Annotated in this window: 13 protein-coding genes; 6 read left to right on the top strand and 7 right to left on the bottom strand. The window is 42.0% G+C overall.

Going from position 1 to position 20,147, the window contains the following annotated elements:
• Positions 1-41: 41 nt before the first annotated feature.
• The 4 genes from Q8M62_RS14850 to Q8M62_RS14835 all read left to right on the top strand — a co-directional run bounded on the left by Q8M62_RS14850 (position 42) and on the right by Q8M62_RS14835 (position 4,678).
• Positions 42-476, top strand: a complete 435-nt coding sequence (locus Q8M62_RS14850) for a hypothetical protein (protein ID WP_304899670.1) — start codon at positions 42-44, stop codon at positions 474-476.
• A gap of 456 nt (positions 477-932) precedes the next feature.
• Positions 933-3,242: a TonB-dependent receptor gene (locus tag Q8M62_RS14845; RefSeq protein ID WP_304899671.1), complete on the top strand. Its 2,310-nt coding sequence runs from the start codon at positions 933-935 to the stop codon at positions 3,240-3,242.
• A gap of 12 nt (positions 3,243-3,254) precedes the next feature.
• A complete protein-coding gene (locus Q8M62_RS14840) occupies positions 3,255-3,851 on the top strand; it encodes a hypothetical protein (protein ID WP_304899672.1) in 597 nt (198 codons plus the stop codon).
• Positions 3,852-4,051: 200 nt separating this feature from the next.
• Positions 4,052-4,678, top strand: a complete 627-nt coding sequence (locus tag Q8M62_RS14835) for a hypothetical protein (RefSeq protein WP_304899673.1) — start codon at positions 4,052-4,054, stop codon at positions 4,676-4,678.
• A 172-nt stretch (positions 4,679-4,850) separates the two neighbouring features.
• Here Q8M62_RS14835 and Q8M62_RS14830 read toward each other — a convergent pair whose 3' ends face one another.
• The gene (locus Q8M62_RS14830; protein ID WP_304899674.1) at positions 4,851-5,363 is read right to left on the bottom strand and encodes a hypothetical protein; all 513 of its coding nucleotides are present in this window, start codon (positions 5,361-5,363) and stop codon (positions 4,851-4,853) included.
• A 131-nt stretch (positions 5,364-5,494) separates the two neighbouring features.
• On the opposite strand from Q8M62_RS14830, the gene Q8M62_RS14825 reads away from it, so the two are divergent.
• Positions 5,495-7,087, top strand: coding sequence for an ATP-dependent DNA ligase (locus Q8M62_RS14825; RefSeq protein ID WP_304899675.1), 1,593 nt, complete (start codon positions 5,495-5,497; stop codon positions 7,085-7,087).
• Positions 7,077-9,533: a ligase-associated DNA damage response DEXH box helicase gene (locus Q8M62_RS14820; RefSeq protein WP_304899676.1), complete on the top strand. Its 2,457-nt coding sequence runs from the start codon at positions 7,077-7,079 to the stop codon at positions 9,531-9,533. Before Q8M62_RS14825 ends, Q8M62_RS14820 begins: the two co-directional genes overlap by 11 nt.
• A 94-nt stretch (positions 9,534-9,627) precedes the next feature.
• Here Q8M62_RS14820 and Q8M62_RS14815 read toward each other — a convergent pair whose 3' ends face one another.
• The 6 genes from Q8M62_RS14815 to Q8M62_RS14790 all read right to left on the bottom strand — a co-directional run bounded on the left by Q8M62_RS14815 (position 9,628) and on the right by Q8M62_RS14790 (position 19,954).
• The gene (locus Q8M62_RS14815) at positions 9,628-10,332 is read right to left on the bottom strand and encodes a gluconate 2-dehydrogenase subunit 3 family protein (RefSeq protein WP_304899677.1); all 705 of its coding nucleotides are present in this window, start codon (positions 10,330-10,332) and stop codon (positions 9,628-9,630) included.
• An 11-nt stretch (positions 10,333-10,343) separates the two neighbouring features.
• Positions 10,344-12,086 carry a GMC family oxidoreductase gene (locus Q8M62_RS14810; protein ID WP_304899678.1) on the bottom strand — a complete coding sequence of 581 codons (1,743 nt, stop codon included), beginning with the start codon at positions 12,084-12,086 and terminating at the stop codon, positions 10,344-10,346.
• 91 nt (positions 12,087-12,177) lie between these two features.
• Positions 12,178-13,542 carry a Gfo/Idh/MocA family protein gene (locus Q8M62_RS14805; protein ID WP_304899679.1) on the bottom strand — a complete coding sequence of 455 codons (1,365 nt, stop codon included), beginning with the start codon at positions 13,540-13,542 and terminating at the stop codon, positions 12,178-12,180.
• A gap of 107 nt (positions 13,543-13,649) precedes the next feature.
• Positions 13,650-15,206 (bottom strand): RagB/SusD family nutrient uptake outer membrane protein, encoded by a 1,557-nt coding sequence (locus Q8M62_RS14800; protein WP_370690531.1) that lies wholly within the window; start codon positions 15,204-15,206, stop codon positions 13,650-13,652.
• Positions 15,207-15,234: 28 nt separating this feature from the next.
• Complete coding sequence (locus tag Q8M62_RS14795) at positions 15,235-18,696, bottom strand: TonB-dependent receptor (RefSeq protein ID WP_304899680.1); 3,462 nt, start codon at positions 18,694-18,696, stop codon at positions 15,235-15,237.
• Positions 18,697-18,856: 160 nt separating this feature from the next.
• The gene (locus Q8M62_RS14790; protein WP_304899681.1) at positions 18,857-19,954 is read right to left on the bottom strand and encodes a FecR family protein; all 1,098 of its coding nucleotides are present in this window, start codon (positions 19,952-19,954) and stop codon (positions 18,857-18,859) included.
• Positions 19,955-20,147: the final 193 nt, after the last annotated feature.

Here is a 20,147-nt window from a genome sequence, read left to right as displayed (position 1 = left end):
TAATTTCTTTTGCATTAATTTCACCCAAAAATCACAACACCATGTACACCGGACTTCAACATCTTCACTCTGGAATAGCCTATCTCGCATTACTTGCGTTGATATTGGTCATTATTTATGCACTGATCGGTTCGCTTTCAGGAAGAGCCTTCACCGAAAAGGATCGCAAGATCGCTATGATCGCCTTTATCTTCGCTCATGTTCAACTTTTGGTAGGTTTGATTTTATACTTTGTAAGTCCACTCGGTTTTTCGCTCCTTACCGCTGGTGGCGCGATGTCAGATTCAGCTGCAAGACTTACTGCTTTAGAACATCCGTTAATTAATATCATCGCAATAGTAGTAATAAGTATCGGCTACATCAGGGCTAAGAAACTGGCTACTTCAAGATCAAAATTCCGAAGTATTTACATGATGTACGCCATCGGATTAGTATTGATTTTAAGTAGAATTCCTTGGGCAGCATGGCTGTATTAATTTTCTAAAATTCCATTGAAATCCGGCCGACAGCCGGATTTTTTTTTTGATAGGTCCCACAGCCCCACTTGCAGCATGTAAATTGTCACAGAAAAAGACACAGATCTAAATAGATTTTTGGTTTTGAAGTATAATCTATAAATTCTTAAACCCCGAAAGGGTGTAATTCTTGTAGAAAAATCAGATTAGGATCTTTTCCCATAACCCTGGAAGGGTGACATGTTGTATTTAAAACAATCCCCTTTGGATGGATTGAATAATATCACCCCTTTGCGGTATTAAAACTATCTTCCTTAAATTATTTCTATAATTATTTCATCCCTTCGGGATTAACATTCTACTTAGCTGTGTGGAAAAATCCGACATCCGAAATCCTTCTTTCACCATTTAACACTTTTTGCAACTTTGTTTCATAAACTTTGGTTTAATTCTTTCGAAGCAGTTACTTTTGCAACCGTGTTACACTACAGAGTCATCCTTCTAATAGCGGTCATATTGACTTTTGGCATTCAATCCTATGCCCAGAAGTGTGATCTTATTTTGAGAGGAAAAATCCTTCATCGGGAAAATGACAATTCCATTGAAGCAGCCTACATCTGGATATTGGAGACTCGAACGGGAGCTGTTTCAGATCAAAACGGAAACTTCATCATCCGAGAACTTTGCCCAGGCACATATACGATCACAGTTCAATATCTTGGACATAAGGAAATCCGTCAAACGCTGAATTTGACAGGAAGCACCACAAACCAAACGTTCCGAATGGAAGAGGAATCATTGGATCTCGGCGGAGTTGAGGTTCATGGCCATCGCGAAGCTGTACAAACTACCACTGCGGTGACCTCCTTGTACGGAGAAGCATTGCTTCAGTCCCGGGGCGAAAGTCTTGGAGAAAGCTTAAAACGGGTAGCTGGTGTGACCACTTTTTCCACTGGAAATACCATCTCCAAGCCTGTCATACACGGAATGCACAGCAATCGGATCATGATCCTGAACAATGGCATTCGCTTGGAGGGACAGCAATGGGGTGCTGAACATGCGCCTGAAATTGACCCATTCCTTGCAGATGAAATTACCGTAATTAAAGGTGCTGAAACGGTGCGATATGGGCCAGAAGCTATGGGAGGCGTGATTTTGGTGAATCCTCCTTCCCTACCGACATCCAAAAAGCATTCAACAGAAATTAATCTCCTTGGTGCAAGCAATGGCCGAATGGGAAACTTTGCTGCATCTCATTTGGGTGGTTCCGAAAAAATAAAGGGCCTCGGCTATAGACTTCAAGGATCGGTAAAAAGAGCAGGGAATGTACAGTCTCCTGACTATATCCAAGCAAATACCGGCATGTCTGAATACAATTTCTCCGGATCTGTCGGCTACAGCTCAAAGAAATTGGGAGTTGAAGCTTACTACAGCTTCTTCAATACCGAATTGGGGATTTTGAGAGATGCCCATACAGGAAATCTTTCGGATTTGGTAAACATTATTGAAAACGGCAGGCCTTTTACAAATGCGGATTTCACTTATAAAATTGATAATCCAAAGCAGGTTGTATTACATCATTTGACTAAAATAAAATCACACTACCACCTAAATACCGACTGGAAACTTAATTTTCAATATGGTTTTCAGCTGAATAGCCGCCAAGAATTTGACCGTCGGAGAGGTGAATTAAATTCAAGACCAAGCTTGGATTTAGAGCTTTTCACCAATACTGTGGATATCTTTTTGGATCACAACCTTAAAACCAACTGGAGCGGCTCCTTTGGATTGAATGTAATCCAACAGGCCAACAGCAATATTCCCGGAACGGGAGTTACGCCTTTGATTCCAAATTATGACATGCTCAATCTTGGTGTTTATGTGATCGAAAAATATCTCAAAGGACCATTGGAACTTGAGGGAGGACTTAGATATGATTTTCGAACATTCGATGCGGCAAGATTTGTAAGTGGTGAACTCCAAGAAGCAGAACTTGAATATCAGAATTTCTCCGCGTTCTTCGGTGGACTCTATCACTTAAGCCCTCACTTTGCTTTTACAAGTAATTTTGGAACTGCCTGGAGACCGCCTAATGTAAATGAGCTGTTTAGTCAGGGACTTCATCATGGTGCCGCTGCGGTGGAAATTGGAGACCCCACCATGGTTTCGGAAAATTCCCTGAAATGGGTAAATGGACTGGAATATGAAAGCGAAAAAGTATTGGTAGAGCTCACCGCTTATGCCAATCATATCAAAAACTACATCTTCCTCAATCCAACCGGTGAAACATTTGTATCACTTAGGGGTACTTTCAATGTGTACGAGTACTTACAGGCTGATGCTTTTTTCTATGGATTTGACCTATCAGGAAGTTACACTTTCTCAGAAAGAATAAATGGCTATCTGAAAGGATCAATCATCCGGGCAAAGAATTTGGATGAAGGAAACTACTTCCCTTTCATTCCTTCGGACAGAATGGATTGGGGAATTTCCTATGCTTTTGGGAAAAACTCAAACCCCAACTCCGATCGGCTAACAATTGGAAACGTGCTGGTTGCTCAACAAAAAAGAGAACCTGACTTTGATTTGGCGACTGCTCCTCCCGCCTATGCACTATTCAATTTAGGATATCAGAAAAAATTACAATTATCTGAAAACCAATTGAATATTGGAGTACAGATAAACAATGTTTTTAATACAGAATACAAAGAATACATGAACCGATTTCGCTATTTCACGGCGGACATGGGTCGGAATATATTACTCAAACTCAATTATCAATTTTAACCAATTACTAGTATGAACAAATTACAAAAACTACCCATCTATTTATTTGCTGCTTTGGCCTTAGGCTTCGCTTCCTGCGAAAGTAATGATCCCGAAGAAGAGAATGACGGTGAAGTAATCACAGACGTAACACTTAATTTTCAGGAATTGAATTCAAGTGGAAGTCCAATAGGTGCTATTACTTCATTCAAGGCAAGCGATCCTCAGGGAATTGAAGTTGGATCTTCGCCAACTATTCAGACTATCAATTTGACTAAGGGGAAGACTTACAGAATGTCTATCGAGGTTTACAATAGCATAGAGAAAGAAGATATCACCAAAGAAATCCTCGAAGAAGCCGATGAGCATCAGTTCTTTTTCCTTGGTACAGCATTTTCAGGAAATATCATGACCATCACTTATGATGACCCAAGTGGAGAACGCATAGGGTTAAGAAATAAGCTGGTGGTGTCCTCTTCCCCAGGTACCAACAATGCTCAGATGCGAGTGATCCTCAGACATGATTTGGACAAAAACTTCCCAGGTGCTTCAAACCCTAATTTTGCAAATTTTGTACAAGCGGGTGGTGAAACTGACTTGGATATCACTTTTCCAGTTGTGATCAACTAAGAAAATATTTATAATGAAAAAGGCAGCCCAATTGGGCTGCTTTTTTTTATGATATCCAGTACAAACCCCAAGATTCCTAAGTAAGTTTTTTCCTGAAAAATGGATTTGCAGAAACTGCAAAAACAATTTTACCTACTAGTATTCCCAACTTTTTTTTGATTCGGCTAGCATTGAAATTAGATGAACCAAATGCTTTAGCCATGAAAAATTTACTCAAAATCTGTGTTGTGCTTCTTCTCATTTCCTGTAATTCCGATGAGAATAGACCATTTATCCCGGAAAACTATGAGTGGCAAACGTTTACCTTGAATTTTGAGAGTTCAGGAGAAAAAGATATCACAGGCTCGAATCTGACTCGTGGAATAATTGCAACTTATCAGGGATTTGGGCAATGGAATTTAAATCTACACAGTGGATCTACAACTGCTGTAATTAATGATACACTCTTTTTGGTGAGAGGAAATACCTATCGCTATTCTACCTTGTCTTATGCCAAAGAGTTTCCCAGTGGCAAAATAGTTGACATGCACAGTATCATTTACCAAAGGCATGAACTCTATCAATTCTTTTTTCTCGGTGATGCTTTCTTAGGCGATAAAGCTCCTCTGAAATTTGAATATGGAGATTCAAATGGCAAACGAATCGGACTGAATGGTCTCCTCAGCATAAAAGCTGACGCAAAACCCGACACAGTCAATTTTAGTCTAATCCTTCGGGCAAATCTGAATAAAGGCTTTCCCGGCACGGCGGATCCTCATATGGTTGAACCAAGTTTTGCCGGTGGGATTGAGCGAATGAATTTGAGTTTTCCAGTTGTAATCAAATGAAAATGAGGATGTCTCAAAACTGTTGTTTGTCACATTGATCGAAGTCGAAATACGATTGCATTCGCTGCAAACGGCCTTCGTACTTCCCAACTCTCGTTGGTCAGGTGCTCAGGCTGACACCACCAGTCCTTTTGAGACAGCCTCTTTTTTAGTTTTTATGAGAAATTTTAGATCAGAAATTTTTACCGCACACTGTAATTTTTGAGGGATCAAATACTGATTCTGCATTGAAGTTGGCGCCAACATTCCCGGCTACGAGGATCACGCTATAGTCAGGACCGTCATTCGCCAAATGAATTTTAACATGACCGTCAAAATTTTTTATTTTATCAAAAGTCAATTTTGATCCGTCTGATAATAAGTTAAGGACTGTTACACTTTTCAAATCATTTCCTGAAACAGGTGTCAAGAGCTGCGCAATCGGCGCTTCAGCCTGATCATATCCTCCGAAATGAAGGTGGCTTGGAAATGAAATCGAACTGGAAGACTTAGCCCCCTCCAGTTGAATCACAAACTCCAAGTCACCCGAGGTCAATTCCTGAACCAGTAAAGTCCCTTTGTAGTCAAATTCACTGGACTTGAATAATTCAAATTCCAAAGATTGGCCAGTATATTGATCGGGTTCTTGTGAAGTGCAAGACCAAAGGCCCATTACAATCATCAAACCAAAGATTAACTTTTTCATACTTGTCGGTGTTTTGAATGGGTAACGAAAAGCTTTCGCCTGCTGTTCGATTACGCATTAAAATTATCACATTCAATTACATTTAGCGTGTCCAAAGTCACCAAAGCAAAAAAATTTCACTCACTCGATTCATGAAGTATTTTGCCGAACTGATTACCCGTCTGGATCAAAGCAACAAAACAGGTGACAAGGTCGAGGCTTTGGTTGATTTTTTTGAAAAAGCCGAAAATGAAGAAAAAGTATGGGCAGTTGCCATTTTTTCTCACAGAAGACCAAAAAGACAAGTGTCCACAAAACAGCTGAGGAATTGGTGTCAGGAGCTGGCCGGAATTCCTGATTGGCTTTTTGACGAGTGCTACCATGCTGTGGGAGATTTAGCGGAAACCATTGCCTTGCTTTTACCCAAAACCACTCAGGAAAACGATAAAAATTTAGGCCAATGGATTGAATTTCTTCAAGCTTTGGAAATGCTTCCTGAAGAAGTAAAAAAGGAAAATATCCAGAATGCTTGGTCAAAGCTGGATCAGACTGAGCGATTTGTCTTTAACAAAATCATTACGGGCGGGTTTCGGATCGGGGTCAGTCAGAGTTTGATGAGTCAGGCACTTGCCAAGGTACTCCAACTTGACAAATCCAACATTGCGCATGCTTTGATGGGAAATTGGAATCCACAAGAAGTTAGCTTTCCTGCACTTTTCGATCAAGAGGAAATAAAACAGGATAGCTCTAAACCTTACCCATTTTTCCTCGCTCATCCTCTGGAAACCATAGCAAATGAACTGGGCGACATCGCAGATTGGCAAGCCGAATGGAAATGGGACGGGATCCGAGGACAATTGATTCGTAGAAATGGTGAAACATTCATTTGGAGTCGGGGTGAGGAACTGGTTAATGACAAGTTTCCCGAACTGCTGGAAATGGCTGAAAGCCTCCCTGACGGAACCGTAATCGATGGGGAAATCATGGCTTTCCGTGATGGAACACCGCTTCCCTTTTCCTTGCTTCAAACTCGGATTGGAAGAAAAAATATCAGCAAAAAACAGTTGCTGGAGGCTCCTGTGAGTCTTTTAGCTTATGACCTTTTGGAATTTGAAGGAAAAGATATTCGGGATTTGTCAATTCAACACCGCCGTAGTCTTTTGGAACGGCTTCATTTTGATTTCCCTCACGAGCGGCTTCATCTTCCAAAACTGATTCAGGCAAACTCCTGGGAGGAACTAGGTGAAGTTCGGGCGCTTTCCAGGGATCATTTGGCCGAAGGCCTGATGCTGAAACGAAAAGACTCACCCTACGAAACCGGGAGAAAGCGAGGGAGTTGGTGGAAATGGAAAATCGAACCACTGACTATCGATGGGGTAATGATCTATGCGCAAAAAGGACACGGTCGAAGGGCGGATTTGTACAGCGATTACACCTTTGCGGTTTGGGATGGAGATAGTCTCGTACCATTTGCGAAAGCTTATTCAGGCCTGACCGATGCGGAGATGCGGGAGGTGGATGCTTTTGTCAAGAAAAATACCCGAGAGCGATTTGGACCGGTGCGCACGGTCAAGGCCGAATTGGTTTTTGAGATTGCCTTTGAAGGAATTCAGGACAGTCCCCGTCACAAAAGTGGGATTGCACTGAGATTTCCCCGAATATTGCGCTGGAGGAGGGATAAACCCAAAGAAGAAGCCAACACCTTGGAAGATTTGAAAGCCCTGTTGAAAACGTATGGAGGATAAGCGACTTTCGGTCGGGCTCGACTATTTCCATAAAAAGGGATGGACACCATTTCCATTTCAGATTGAGACTTGGCAGGACTATTTGGATGGAAAATCAGGGCTTCTCAATGCGCCTACAGGTTCGGGAAAGACCTTCGCCCTTTGGTTTCCCGTCCTTTTGGAATACATCCAAAACCATCCCACCACCTGGAGAAAGCCTCAAAAAAACGGGATTCAGCTGATTTGGGTCACTCCATTACGCGCTTTGGCACAAGATATCCAAAAAGCCATGCAGGAAGTCTGCGAAACCATCGGGCTTCCCTGGAAGGTGATGGTGCGAAACGGTGACACCGACGCCAAGACCCGGGCCGCAATGAAGCGAAATCCACCGGAATGCCTCATCACTACTCCGGAGACACTTCATGTCCTGATTTCACAGAAAGACCATAAAGAATTATTCCAATCTCTTCAGGTAGTTGTCGTAGACGAGTGGCATGAGTTGGTTGGCAATAAGCGGGGCGTCCAAGTTCAGCTTGCCTTGGAGTACATTCAGGCGATCAGTCCTCAGACTTTTCGGCGTTGGGCGGTGTCTGCGACGATTGGTAACCTTCAGGATGCTGCCAAGGCACTTTTAGGAGAAAATCACCCCATCCACATCGTCAAGGCCAAAGTAGCAAAGGAAATTCTGATTCGGTCAGTTTTTCCGGAGGAAATAGAAAAATATCCCTGGCACGGGCATTTGGGAATCCGGATGTTGGATCAAGTCATTCCGATTATCGAGGCCGGAAGGACAGTTTTATTGTTTACAAACACCCGATCACAAACTGAGATTTGGTACCAAAAAATCCTCGAAGCCAGACCAGATTGGGCAGGTTGGATCGCCATGCATCACGGTTCACTGGATAATTCAGTGCGAGCATGGGTCGAAAATGCACTGCATGAAGGAAAACTTAAATTGGTTGTCTGTACTTCCAGTCTAGACTTGGGAGTTGATTTCCGTCCCGTGGATCGAGTGATACAGATTGGGAGTCCAAAGGGCGTTTCAAGGTTTGTCCAACGAGCCGGCCGTGCAGGGCATCAGCCGGGATTGCCATCCGAGATATTTTTTGTCCCCACCAATTCGCTGGAACTGATCGAAGCCGCCGCGCTTCGGGATGCGATCGAAAAGGAGGAAATGGAATCGCAGTTTACACCGCAATTGCCCTACGACGTATTGATTCAGTTTCTGGTGACTTTGGCCGTAGGAGAAGGATTTGATCCCGATTTTATTTTCTCAGTAGTAAAAGGGGCCGCCTCCTTCACCGAACTGAGGCAGGAAGAGATGAACTGGATGATGGATTTCATTACCAAGGGAGGAAATTCCCTGGGCAATTACGAGGAATTCTTGAAAGTGAGTAAGGATGATGATGGCTTGTATAAAGTGAAAAACAAGCGAATTGCCATGAAACATCGCCTGAGTATGGGGACGATCGTCTCAGATGCGATGCTGAAAGTAAAGTTTAAAAATGGTGCTTATCTCGGGACGGTTGAGGAATATTTCATTGCTAAAATGAAGATTGGGGATCGGTTTTTCTTTGCAGGAAGACCTTTGGAATTGCTCCAAGTGAAAGACCTCAATGCCTTTGTTAAGCTATCTGAGAAAAAGACCAATAACGTGGTGAGTTGGATGGGTGCGAGGATGTCGCTTTCTTCGATGCTTTCAGATAAGATTCTGGAGATCTTTCAGGAATACAACTCCGGAATTATCAAATCGGAAGAATTGAGGCGGGTTTTGCCAATTTTGGATTTGCAGGATAAACTCTCCATCGTTCCGGATCAAAATTCGTTTTTGATTGAATCACATCGGAGTAAAGAAGGCTATCACTTGTTTTTCTACCCTTTTGAAGGGCGGATGATGCATGAGTTAATGAGTGCTTTGATCGCCTACCGGATTTCATTAAATTTTCCGATTTCGTTCAATATGGCCATGAATGATTATGGATTTGAATTGCTTACAGACACTGCGATATCGGCTGAGGATATTTTGGAAGAAGATATTTTTTCCCTGAAAAACATCGAGGAGGACATCCTACACTGTGTCAATGAAAGTGAAATGTCCCGTCGGAAATTCCGTGAAATTGCCAGTATTGCAGGTTTGGTATTTCAGGGTTACCCCGGTAAGCCAATGACTTTTAAGCATATTCAGGCTAATTCGGGTTTGCTTTATCAGGTTTTTGAGCAGTATGATCCGGATAATCTTTTATTGAAACAAGCCAAAAAAGAAGCGCTCAATCAGCAAATGGAGCAGGACATGTTTATCACAGCCATCAAAAAGCTTAACCAAAAGCAGTTGGTGGTCAAGCACCCGGTGCAGTTTACGCCATTTTCCTTTCCAATCATGGTAGACCGACTCAGCCGGACCAATCTTTCATCGGAGACAGTCGAGGATAAAGTTGCGAAGATTATGGCTCAGTTTGAGGTGGAATAGTAAACCTACCAAAAGAAAAAACCTGTCTAGATACTAAACAGGTTTTCATGAATTACCCAATCTATCTAATTAATTTTTTTCATTCTACGCTTGGTTAAGCTATAAGATTACCCTGATCATCCCAGTCAGGAATGGTGCCTCGGTCTTCCGATTTCAGGTAAACACTTTGGTATTTTTCGTCCAATGATAGCCCATACTGATCCATCACATCCTGTGGCACCCCTTCCCATACATTGGGAATATTTCCTGCATAACCAATATCCGTAAAACCGATTTCCGAAGTGTAAAAGCCGGAAACTGTCATATTCCGTACGAGGTTGAAAAATCTTACCCCAGTCCCCATCTCTGTTTTCGCTTTATCCGGCCAGGCAATTTCTTCGATGAGTTCCATTCTCTGGCTTGGGGAGATTTCAATGAACGACTTTGAAAAACGCTCATAGGCTTCCAAGTTCAACCACATCAGGCCACCTCTGAAAGCCGTCTGATTTCCTGGTTGATCTTTCAGCATAAATTCAATGTAATCGGGGACTTTAGCCTCCGAAGCACTCGGGGAGACATCGTCTTTGGGAATCACAATGTCCACCAGAATTTTCACCTGCTCCATTTCCGGATCGGTCAAAAACTTGCCTGCTAGCAGGGAATTGTCCCGTTCGATCTCCTCTGGAACCCTGCCGCCCGGTGTACCTCCTATTTTGGGAGATAGATCCGCCAATTTTTCATCGGGACTGCATGCTGTCAGCACCAGTCCAGTACCCAGAGAACCAGCGAATAAAAGCTTTAGATTTTCTCTTCTGTTCATGATTCTTTGGATTAAAGGTTTTTGCTGTTCAGTTCTTTGATGATAAAATCGGACGTCCTCCAGGAAAGAGCCAAAATTGTCCAAGTTGGATTTTTGTCGGCCTGAGAGACAAAAGGGCCCGCATCCGCCACGAAGAGATTTCTGCAGTCATGTGCCTGACAATTGCTGTTGACCACTGAAGTCGCCGGATTACTCCCCATACGGGTGGTGCCTACTTCGTGGATGATCCGTCCGGGAGCCAAAAGCCCATATTGAGTCTCGGGTCCCGGTTTATTCCCCAATAATGTCGCCCCTGATGCGGTCAACAATTCTTCGAATGTATCCTGCATGTGTTTTGCCTGCTTGATTTCATTATCCGTCCATTTGTAGTGAAATCTCAGGACAGGAATCCCAAATTTGTCTACAGTCGTGGGATCAATCTCACAGTAGTTGTCATACTGAGGCACACTTTCACCTCTACCTGACATGCTTACCGTACTTCCATACATTGCCCTAATGTCCCTTTTCAAACCCTCGCCATAGCCACCATTTGGACTTGGTTGCCCAAATTCATCAAGAATATGTTTTCTTACTGCATCCATATTTGATCCGAAGCCATAGGAAGGCATATTCATCCCTCCTCCAAATTCAATGTGATATCCTCTGGCAAAGTCAAGTTTTTTATTGTCCAACCACCAGGGTGTATAGATATGCATGCCTCCCACCCCGTCTTCATTGTACCGCTTTCGGTGCATCAGTTCGGGTATAATTCCCGAACGGCTCGCACCAGTAGAATCATGGAGATACCTGCCCACCATTCCGCTGGAATTGCCCATTCCGTCGGGATGGACTTTAGATTTGGAGTTGAGCATGATACGAGCAGATTCACAGGCAGAAGCACCCAAGACCACGATCCTTCCTTTTAGTTTATACTCTTTCATGTCCCTTTTATCCACATAGGATACCCCCGTGGCAAGCCCGGAATCGTCTGAAGTGACCTTTCTGACCATACAATGGGTAAATAAATCAACCTGACCCGATTTCATGGCTGGTTTTACCAGACATGTACTGGAAGAGAAATCGGCATAAACCTGACAACCTCTGTTACATTGTCTGCAAAAAAAACATACACCACGATCTTTGTTTATGGGTCTGGTTAAAATGGATAGACGAGATGGGATAATCGGAACATTGATTTTTTTTGCCCCTTTCATCAAAAACATTTCATGCAATCTCGGTTTGGGCGGAGGAAGAAAATTCCCGTCCGGTTCGTTTCTCATACCCTCCCTGGAACCAAAAACTCCAATTAACCGGTCGACTTTGTCATAGTAAGGCTTAATCTCATCGTAACCAATAGGCCAGTCATCACCCAATCCATCGATGCTTTTTCTCTTAAAATCGTCAGGGCCAAACCGAAGCGAAATTCTTCCCCAGTGATTTGTTCGGCCTCCCAGCATCCTTGACCTGAACCAGTCGAATTGGGTTCCGTTTTTTCGGGTGTAGGGTTCATCCGGCATATCCCAGCCGCCAATGGCAGCATCAAAGTCACCAAAAGGTCTTATCTGTGTACTGGCCCCGCGTCTTGGTGATTCCCAAGGAAATCTCAGTTGCGTTCGATCTTCCTCTTTTGCGGGATCCCAATCGCCTCCGGCTTCCACCACTGCAACGGAAAGACCTGCTTCTGACAATATTTTTGTAGCCATACCTCCCCCGGCTCCTGAGCCGACGATAATGACATCATAGGAATCTTTATTTGGTTTTATTTGGAAATTCATACGGTATGTTAGGTTTCGGTTGAACCGGGTCTCCAGATGGAAATTGGTTCAGATTTATTACTTTTTTAAGTAAAAGAGTCAGGGCGTAAGGTCAAACTTCCCATCCTTTTCTATATTTCCTTTTCAGGAATTGCTCCGCCTCCGGTACATTTGGAATCTTCATGGTTTTGGCATTCCAATTCAATAATTTACCTGGGACTCGGATGGCCACTGTTCCTAATATAATTGCCTCCGTCATAGGGCCTGAATGGGCAAAATGACTTTCAGTTTGCGTTTTCCCCAAACAGGCATCCACGAAATGATGGTAATGATCTCTTTCCTCCAATTCAGGAAAAACCATATGCCCAAAATTCTCATTGGGAAGAAGTAAAGGCATTTTGGTATGCGGAATAAGCATGGAACCTTTCGTTCCAACCAGCATTGCAGATTCCGCAGGGTAATCTTCTATTGAGAATAATGCCCTTACTTCTTCAGGTGGATAAAACTCCCCGTCAAACCATTCAACAGTCAATTCATTTGATACTGTCATTTCATTTCCGGGAAATACCCAAGTAATATGATTGCTTTGTGGCCAGGTATCAGCCCTCCTTTCCGGAGAATTTTGCCAGGATTCCTGGACCCTTGCATGAACCGAAAAAGGAGCTTCAAGTCCCAGACCTTTCCATACAGCATCAAAAATGTGGCATCCTATATCTCCAGACCAACCGGTTCCGAAATCCTGCCAAGCTCGCCATTTAGATGGGTGATATATAGTTGGGTTATAAGGCCTCATCGGAGCTGTTCCAGTCCAAAGATCCCAATCCAGTACTTTTGGAGGATCTTGACCTGCCTGTGGACGGGGACCCGGAAAACGATACGCTTCCGTGGCTCCCGGTCTGTTGGAGCAGAGGTATACCTTTTTGATTTTCCCAATATGCCCTTCTTTGATCCATTGGACGGCAGTACGGTCACCTTTTCCCGAGGCATGCTGTGTCCCCAGCTGACTTACGATTCCCGCTTTTTTTGCTGCATTTGTCAATTGCCTTATTTCAGAGACATCATGACACATCGGTTTTTGGCAATACACATGCTTCTTCTTCTTAATTGCTTCAAAAGCTATTGCAAAATGATTGTGGTCGGGAACACTGACATTGATTGAATCAAAATTATTCTTCTCATTTTTGAACAATTCTCTCCAATCCTTATATCGGCGGGCGTTTGGAACCAACTCAGCAGCTTTTTGCAGTCTTTCCTCATCGACATCACAGATGGCAATGATTTCAATATCGGGATGGGCTATAAAACGTTGCAAGTCATGCCGACCCATTCCCCCAACTCCAATGGAAACATGCCTAAGCTTTTTCGCGAATGGATTTGCCAGTCCCGGAAGACTAAACACCAAAGGAGAGGCAATCAAAGATGCTGTTGTGGCCAACAAAAACTTCCTTCGGGAATTACGTTGAGCATTATTTTTCAATTTCTTAATAGTTTAGGTTTACCAAAAGCCAAAGCTTCCCAATTGATCAGAAATCAATTGGGAAGTGTTTTAAGGCATTAAAATGGATTAATAAGTCTTTTGGAATTTTAATAACCCGGGTTTTGAGGGACTAAATTTGGGTTATTCTGCATTTCCGGTAGAGGATATGGCATTAATAGGTGCTTGGTCTGGAGTGGCTCTTTCGAACTTAGATTGACATGGCCAACAAAATTATCAAAACCATTAGTCGCCTCATTATAAACTTTTCTCAATCGAAGCATATCAAACCATGTGATCTGCTCATAACAGAGCTCATGCCACCTTTCCCTTAACACTGCGTCACGGAAGCTATCTTTTGTAAATTGACCGATTGCAAGAGTTGTCAAATTAGCTCTGTCCCGTATCCTTTTCAGGCTTTCATGGGCAAGCGCATTTGGACCGGCCAGTTCATTTTGAGCTTCTGCATAAATTAATAATACCTCAGCAAATCTTATGATCGGGAGATTGAGGTTATTTGCTCTTGTCCCGGGAGTACCAGCTTTGCCTAAAGCTGTCTGATTGAAATGCTTGAAAATATATGGGGCTCCCAAATCAAATGGAGCTCCACTCCCATTGGTAAAATAGCTAGTATAGAAATAACCCACTTGATTTACTGCTCTTAAATCACCCGGCTCATACGATTTATAGAATTGTATGGTAGGCACTGTACTTCCTGTTCCGGATGGACCCTGAAAAGTTACCGGCTTGAAATTCGGAAACATATTATTCATTGGATTTCCCGCAACCACTACATTGTATTGGACCTGGAAAATATGTTCCACGCGATTTCCGAGCTTTTCATCTCGGAGATTTGCGTATTCAGGAAACAGATTTAACATCGATGGATTCCCCTTGGAATAGTTAATAACCTCTTCTGCTTTGGATGCTGCCAACTGATAGTGGGAAGCTCCCTTACTTAGCGGAAAACCAGCCATTGTGAGATAAACCTGAGACATAAGAGACTTTGTTGCGGCCAAAGAAACACGTCCACTGACATCCATCCAAGGCAATCCAGCTGACTCAGCGATCTTGAGATCCTCCTCCACCAAAGCATAAATTGCCTCTTTTGAAGCTGGTGCAGGTTTGAAATTTTCAGAACTTGCAGTCTGAGGTGAGGTAATTAAGGGAACATCCCCCCAAAGTCTTACCAATCCAAAATATGCCCAAGCCCTTAAAAACCTTGCTTCACCCAAAACTCGCTTCTTTTGAGCTTCGTTCATAGGAGTAATGGCCGGAACCCTGTCGATCACCAAATTTGCTTGCGCTATTACCCTGTAAAGCCCATTCCAATAATTAATGATATGTTGTGTTCTTCCATCATAAATCAATCCATATAAATTGTTTAAATCCGAGTTCTGGGCAGTTTCTGTGGTGGAGGTTCCTGTAGGAGCTTCCAGCAATTGCCAATTGGAAGAAAAAATCCCCCCATCTCCACCGATAAACCTCAGATCGGCATAAACAGCAGCCAATGCTGCCTCAGCATGATCCGGTATAGTGTAGTAACTTTCAGGAGTTAAGTTAGATGGATCCTCTTCGAGTAGAAAATCTGAGCAACCCATAACTCCAGCTAAAGAAGCTCCAAAAAAGAGCATACTAAGTGCTTTATAAATTCGGTTATTTTTCATTTTAAAATCTCTTTAAGTAAAACTATGATTATAAGGATACTTGGAGTCCAAACAAGAATGTTGTTGGCTTAGGATATGCATGCCAATTCATACCTTGAGAAAAGACGTTATTTCCATCTCCTCCTCTAATCGGAGTAACCTCCGGATCTCCGGTAACATCATCCCCTACTAGCAAAAAGAAATTCTGAACCGTCGTATAAGCTCTTAATCTTGAAAGCTTAATTCTGTTAGCTATTTCTGTAGGGAAAGTGTATCCTAATAATAAATTCCGTCCTCTAAGAAAGGACCCATCTTTTACCCAATGAGAATCCACATTGGTGACATAACCAGCTCTTGTATCACGAATTTCAGCAATAGGAGAATTTTGATTGGTAGGAGTCCAAGCTGTTAATACAGACCTATAACTGTTGGCCAGTGCTTGACGATCTTCACTTGGGTGAAGGGTCATATCCAACACATCATTTCCGACAGAATATTGGAGGTCCAGCATCAAGTCCCAATTTTTAAACCTCCAGGTATTCATAAAAGAGCCCCAGAAATCTGGATTTCCATTACCGATAATCATTCTGTCAGAGTCATTGATTGCATTGTCTCCGTTCACATCCAAATATTTGATATCTCCCGGAAGCATGGTTAATCCATTTCTGTAACTCACAAACTCGGCTGCTTGTGCTCTTTCAGCTTCACTCCAGGTCCCCAACCTTACAAGTCCCCAGAAAGCTCCTACTGGCTCTCCTACTCGAATAATATTGGTTTGATTGGTGAAATTCGGGCCGCCTACTCCGAAAATATCTGCCGGTGTAGCAAGGGAAAGAACTTTGTTTCTGTTTGCCGAAATCATGAAACTGGTGTTCCATGTAAAATTCCCCTTTTCCACATTCACAGTATTCAAAGTGAATTCTATTCCTTTGTTTTCCATTGAACCGACGTTGCTACGGATTACCGCAAATCCACTGGTCCGAGGAACAGGTGCATCCAGTAGCATATCCGTAGTTTTTCGGTAATAGACATCGGCCTCCACCGTGATTCTATTTTGGAACATCCCCAATTCAATCCCGATATCTGACTGGGCTGTTTTCTCCCATTTCAGATTAGGGTTAGACAACCTGTTAAGTCCTGTACCTCCTACTCGACTTTCATTAAAGATTGTAGCATAGTTTGCACTCAGCAGCGACAAAGAAGAATATGGTGGGATTTCTGAGTTACCGGTCAATCCATAGCTCGCTCTTAATTTCAAATTCGAAATTGTCGAGCTTGATTTCATAAAGCCCTCTTCGGACACTTTCCATGCTACGGCCGCAGACGGGAAGAATGCGTATTTGTTATTTTCTCCGAATTTGGAAGATCCATCTGCACGTCCTGTAAACGTCAATAGGTATTTATCATCCAAAATGTAGTTTAATCTTGCAAAGTATGAGTTCAATGCTTGTCTCGATGCATTTGAACCTACCTGTGGATTTAAGCTTCCCGCTCCCAGATTGTTGAAAGTGAAATAATCCGTCGAAAAATTTGCAATACTGGCTACCATACTGTTGAAATTGGTTTCCTGCCAAGAAATACCAACCATTCCAGTGAATGCATGGCGATCTGCAAATACTTTGCTATAGGTCAGATAGTTTTCCAGGGACCAAAAACTGTCGGATCTTAATGCTCTGGCGGCGTTTCCGTTTTGTCCTATATTCAATGTTCTGGTTACCGACTGGTTTCTCTCCTGTGTAAGGATGTTGACTCCAAGCACAGTCCGCATTTCCAGGCCTTCGGCAAACTTAATATTTGAATAAATACTACCTGTAGTGGTCTGGGTATTTAAAATAAATCTGGTGCCTTGCAACCTGTGCATTGAACTCATGGTCCCTTCAGCGAAAGGATAATCTCTGTTATTTGCAAAAGTACCATCTGCATACCTTACGGGCAGAAATGGAAAGTCTTCGACTATTTGTCTGGCAACAGCATCTCCGGTATCAACCAAGTTTTCGGCTTGATTATTATAGCTGAGTGTACCTCCCACTTTTAACCATTTTTTAACCTGATCATCAATGGTGAAGCGGGCAGAATATCTCTTCAAATAAGAAGTTTGGATCAATCCTTGATCATCACGGTATCCCAATGATAAAGAATAGGTGGTCCGCTCATTGCCACCTTGAAAGCCGAGTTGATGGTTTTGAGAAAGCTTATTCTGAGTAGTTTCTTTTAACCAATCAGTGTCAAACAATGGGTTTCCATTGGCATCAAAAATCCGGGGATCAGTTCTTCTCAAAGCAGGGTTGAGATATGCCCATCTTCCCGCATTCCATCCTACGGGATCATACTTTTGCATGTTCTTCCATGCTAAATCCTCTACCGCCAAATATTCTTTGGCATTAAGAACTTCAGGTCTGTTAGGCCCAATCACAGGAACACTTACGTCAACATTATAGGTGACCGTTCCTTCGCCTGACTTACCTTTTTTAGTTGTGATCAAAATTACCCCATTGGCTCCTCTTGATCCATAAATCGCAGTAGAAGAAGCGTCTTTAAGGACTTCTACCGAAACAATATCATTCGGGTTGATGTAGTCAATTGCGTTGCTAGCCTGTTCTTGGTTTCCCACAGGAAGCATCACTCCATCTACCACATATAGCGGATTGTTAGATGAGTTTATTGAACTGAAGCCTCTGATTCTAACGGTAGTTCTTCCTCCCGGACGACCTGAGTTGGTATTTACTTGAACACCGGATATTCTTCCGGACAAAGCTTGATTCAAAGATGGAGAGGGTCTTTCGGCCAAGGCATCTGCACCAACCTGTCCCACAGAACCGGTCAAATCCGACTTTTTAACAGTTCCATATCCAATCACCAGTACTTCTTCAAGTGATGTAGAATCTACCTTCAAAGTAATATTTATTACCGTTTGAGCTCCTGACACCACTCTGCTTGGAGTATATCCAATGTAAGAGAATAATAATACCGCTCCATCAGGTACAGTTATGGTATATTCTCCATCGATATTGGTGACCGTCCCTGATGTTGTCCCTTCAACCAAAACTGTTGCCCCAGGCAAAGGGAGTCCATTTTCATCGAGTACTTTTCCCGTAATAACTTTGTCTTCAACTTGAATAGTAACTGGCTCTGAAACAGCAATCTTAGGATTCGTTTTTTTAACAGTTATAGTTTGATTTATTTGCTTAAACTCCAATTGCGTTTGTTTTGCTATTGAAACTAATACGTCATACAATGTTGCTTCATCTCCAAAGAGAGACACATTACCCAAATTACTGACTTCCTTATTAGTGTATACAAATTTAAAATTTGTCTCTTTTTCAATTTCAGCAAATGCGCTTACAATTGGAATTTCATTAAGCGACAATTTGACCTTGACTTGCTCTATTGACTTTATCTGAGCCTTTCCATCTTTTGAAAAAAGGATACTCATGGTCAAAACTTGAATCAAAAACACATAAGTAAATAGCTTTGTCATGTAAATAACAAATAACAATAAACGATTTTTCATATTTTTGCAGGGTTTGTTTGAACTAATGCTTGTTGGTTAAATAAACTTTTCCGGAATTTCATCATTGCTTGATTTGGGTTCCGGATTTTAACTTAACCGGGGATGTTGGCGCATCTCCGGTTTCTTTTTGTTTTTTTTGTCATAGGCTTTCTTATATGGGTTAATTGAAAATTATTATTACTTCATCATTCTTAATCTTATATTGAAATCGTGCTGAATAACTTAATCCCTCAAGAATATTTTCAAGGGTTTCATCTTGAAAGACTCCGTAAAGTACCAAATCAGGACTTGGGGTGTTTTGAAACCTAAATTTCACTCCATACCAGTTTTCAAGGATTCTAACTGCCTCAGCCAACTTTACACGCTGAAAAATTATCTTCTTCTTGGTCCAAGCAATGACCAATTCAGAATCAAACAGTTCTTTTTTAACTTCAAATGAATTCGTATTTATTTTTAATGCCTCCCCCTTTTCCAGTAAAACTCTAGAATCCTCTGTTTGGACTACATCCACTGCGACTTTTCCTTCAACAAGGGCAATTTTTAAAACTTCATGCGGGTACGCCGAAATATTAAAGGAGGTGCCCAAGGCCGTTGTTATTACCTCTCCTGTAATTACTGAAAATGGTCTCAGGGTATCTTTGGCAACTTCAAAATAGGCCTCGCCTTCAAGGTAAATTATCCGCTTATCCTCTTCGAAATTTTTTATGAATCTGACTGAACTTCCGGAATTCAACAACACTTTAGATCCATCCTGCATCGTAAGGGTGGACTTCACTCCTGGAGGTGCAGAATATTCATCATAAACCAAGTCAGCGATATATTCTGTCCTAACAGGTTCTTTCGTAAAAAAAAGACCAAAAATCAAACTAATACTAAACGCTACAAGTAAAATTCCAGCAACCCTTAACTCTTGAGAAAACCAAACAATTTGTTTTCCTGAATTCTCATACTTACCCAACAGGGATTGTGAATTCAACGAAACAACTTTTACTGTTTTTGTCTTTTTTTTCTCCCATTCCTCGGTTTCGCGATCAATCCTATCCCAAACTTCCAAAGACTCTCTTTCTAAAAACTGATATTTCGGGTAATTAATATTCAACAATATCTCTTTAGCAATTTTTGCATTTTTTACCTGAGCAGGATATTTCTCAAAAAGCCTTTTCCAATATTCATTTAGGCTTTGGGAAGGGGAAAAAACCCAAGCTCTGAACTCCTTATTCAGAGCAAAATCTTCTACTGTAAATTTTGAAATATCCAATTTTTTTATTCTTTAAATTAGAAAGCATCAAAACCTTATATTCTATCCTTCCATTTCAAAGAATATTTTCACTTTTTCACTTTTCTTAAAAAACTCTTTCTTTTGCCTAATTAGAAATAAAATACCAGGCCTTTTATTGAATTTTAAAAAATAAAAATCGATCCTCAGCAATGTTGAAAAATTCTTATTTTCC

The sequence above is a fragment of the Algoriphagus sp. genome, from assembly GCF_030694375.1.
Classification (GTDB): Bacteria; Bacteroidota; Bacteroidia; order Cytophagales; family Cyclobacteriaceae; genus Algoriphagus.
Note: the sequence above shows the minus strand (reverse complement) of the source record. Positions and strands in the feature narration are given on the sequence as shown.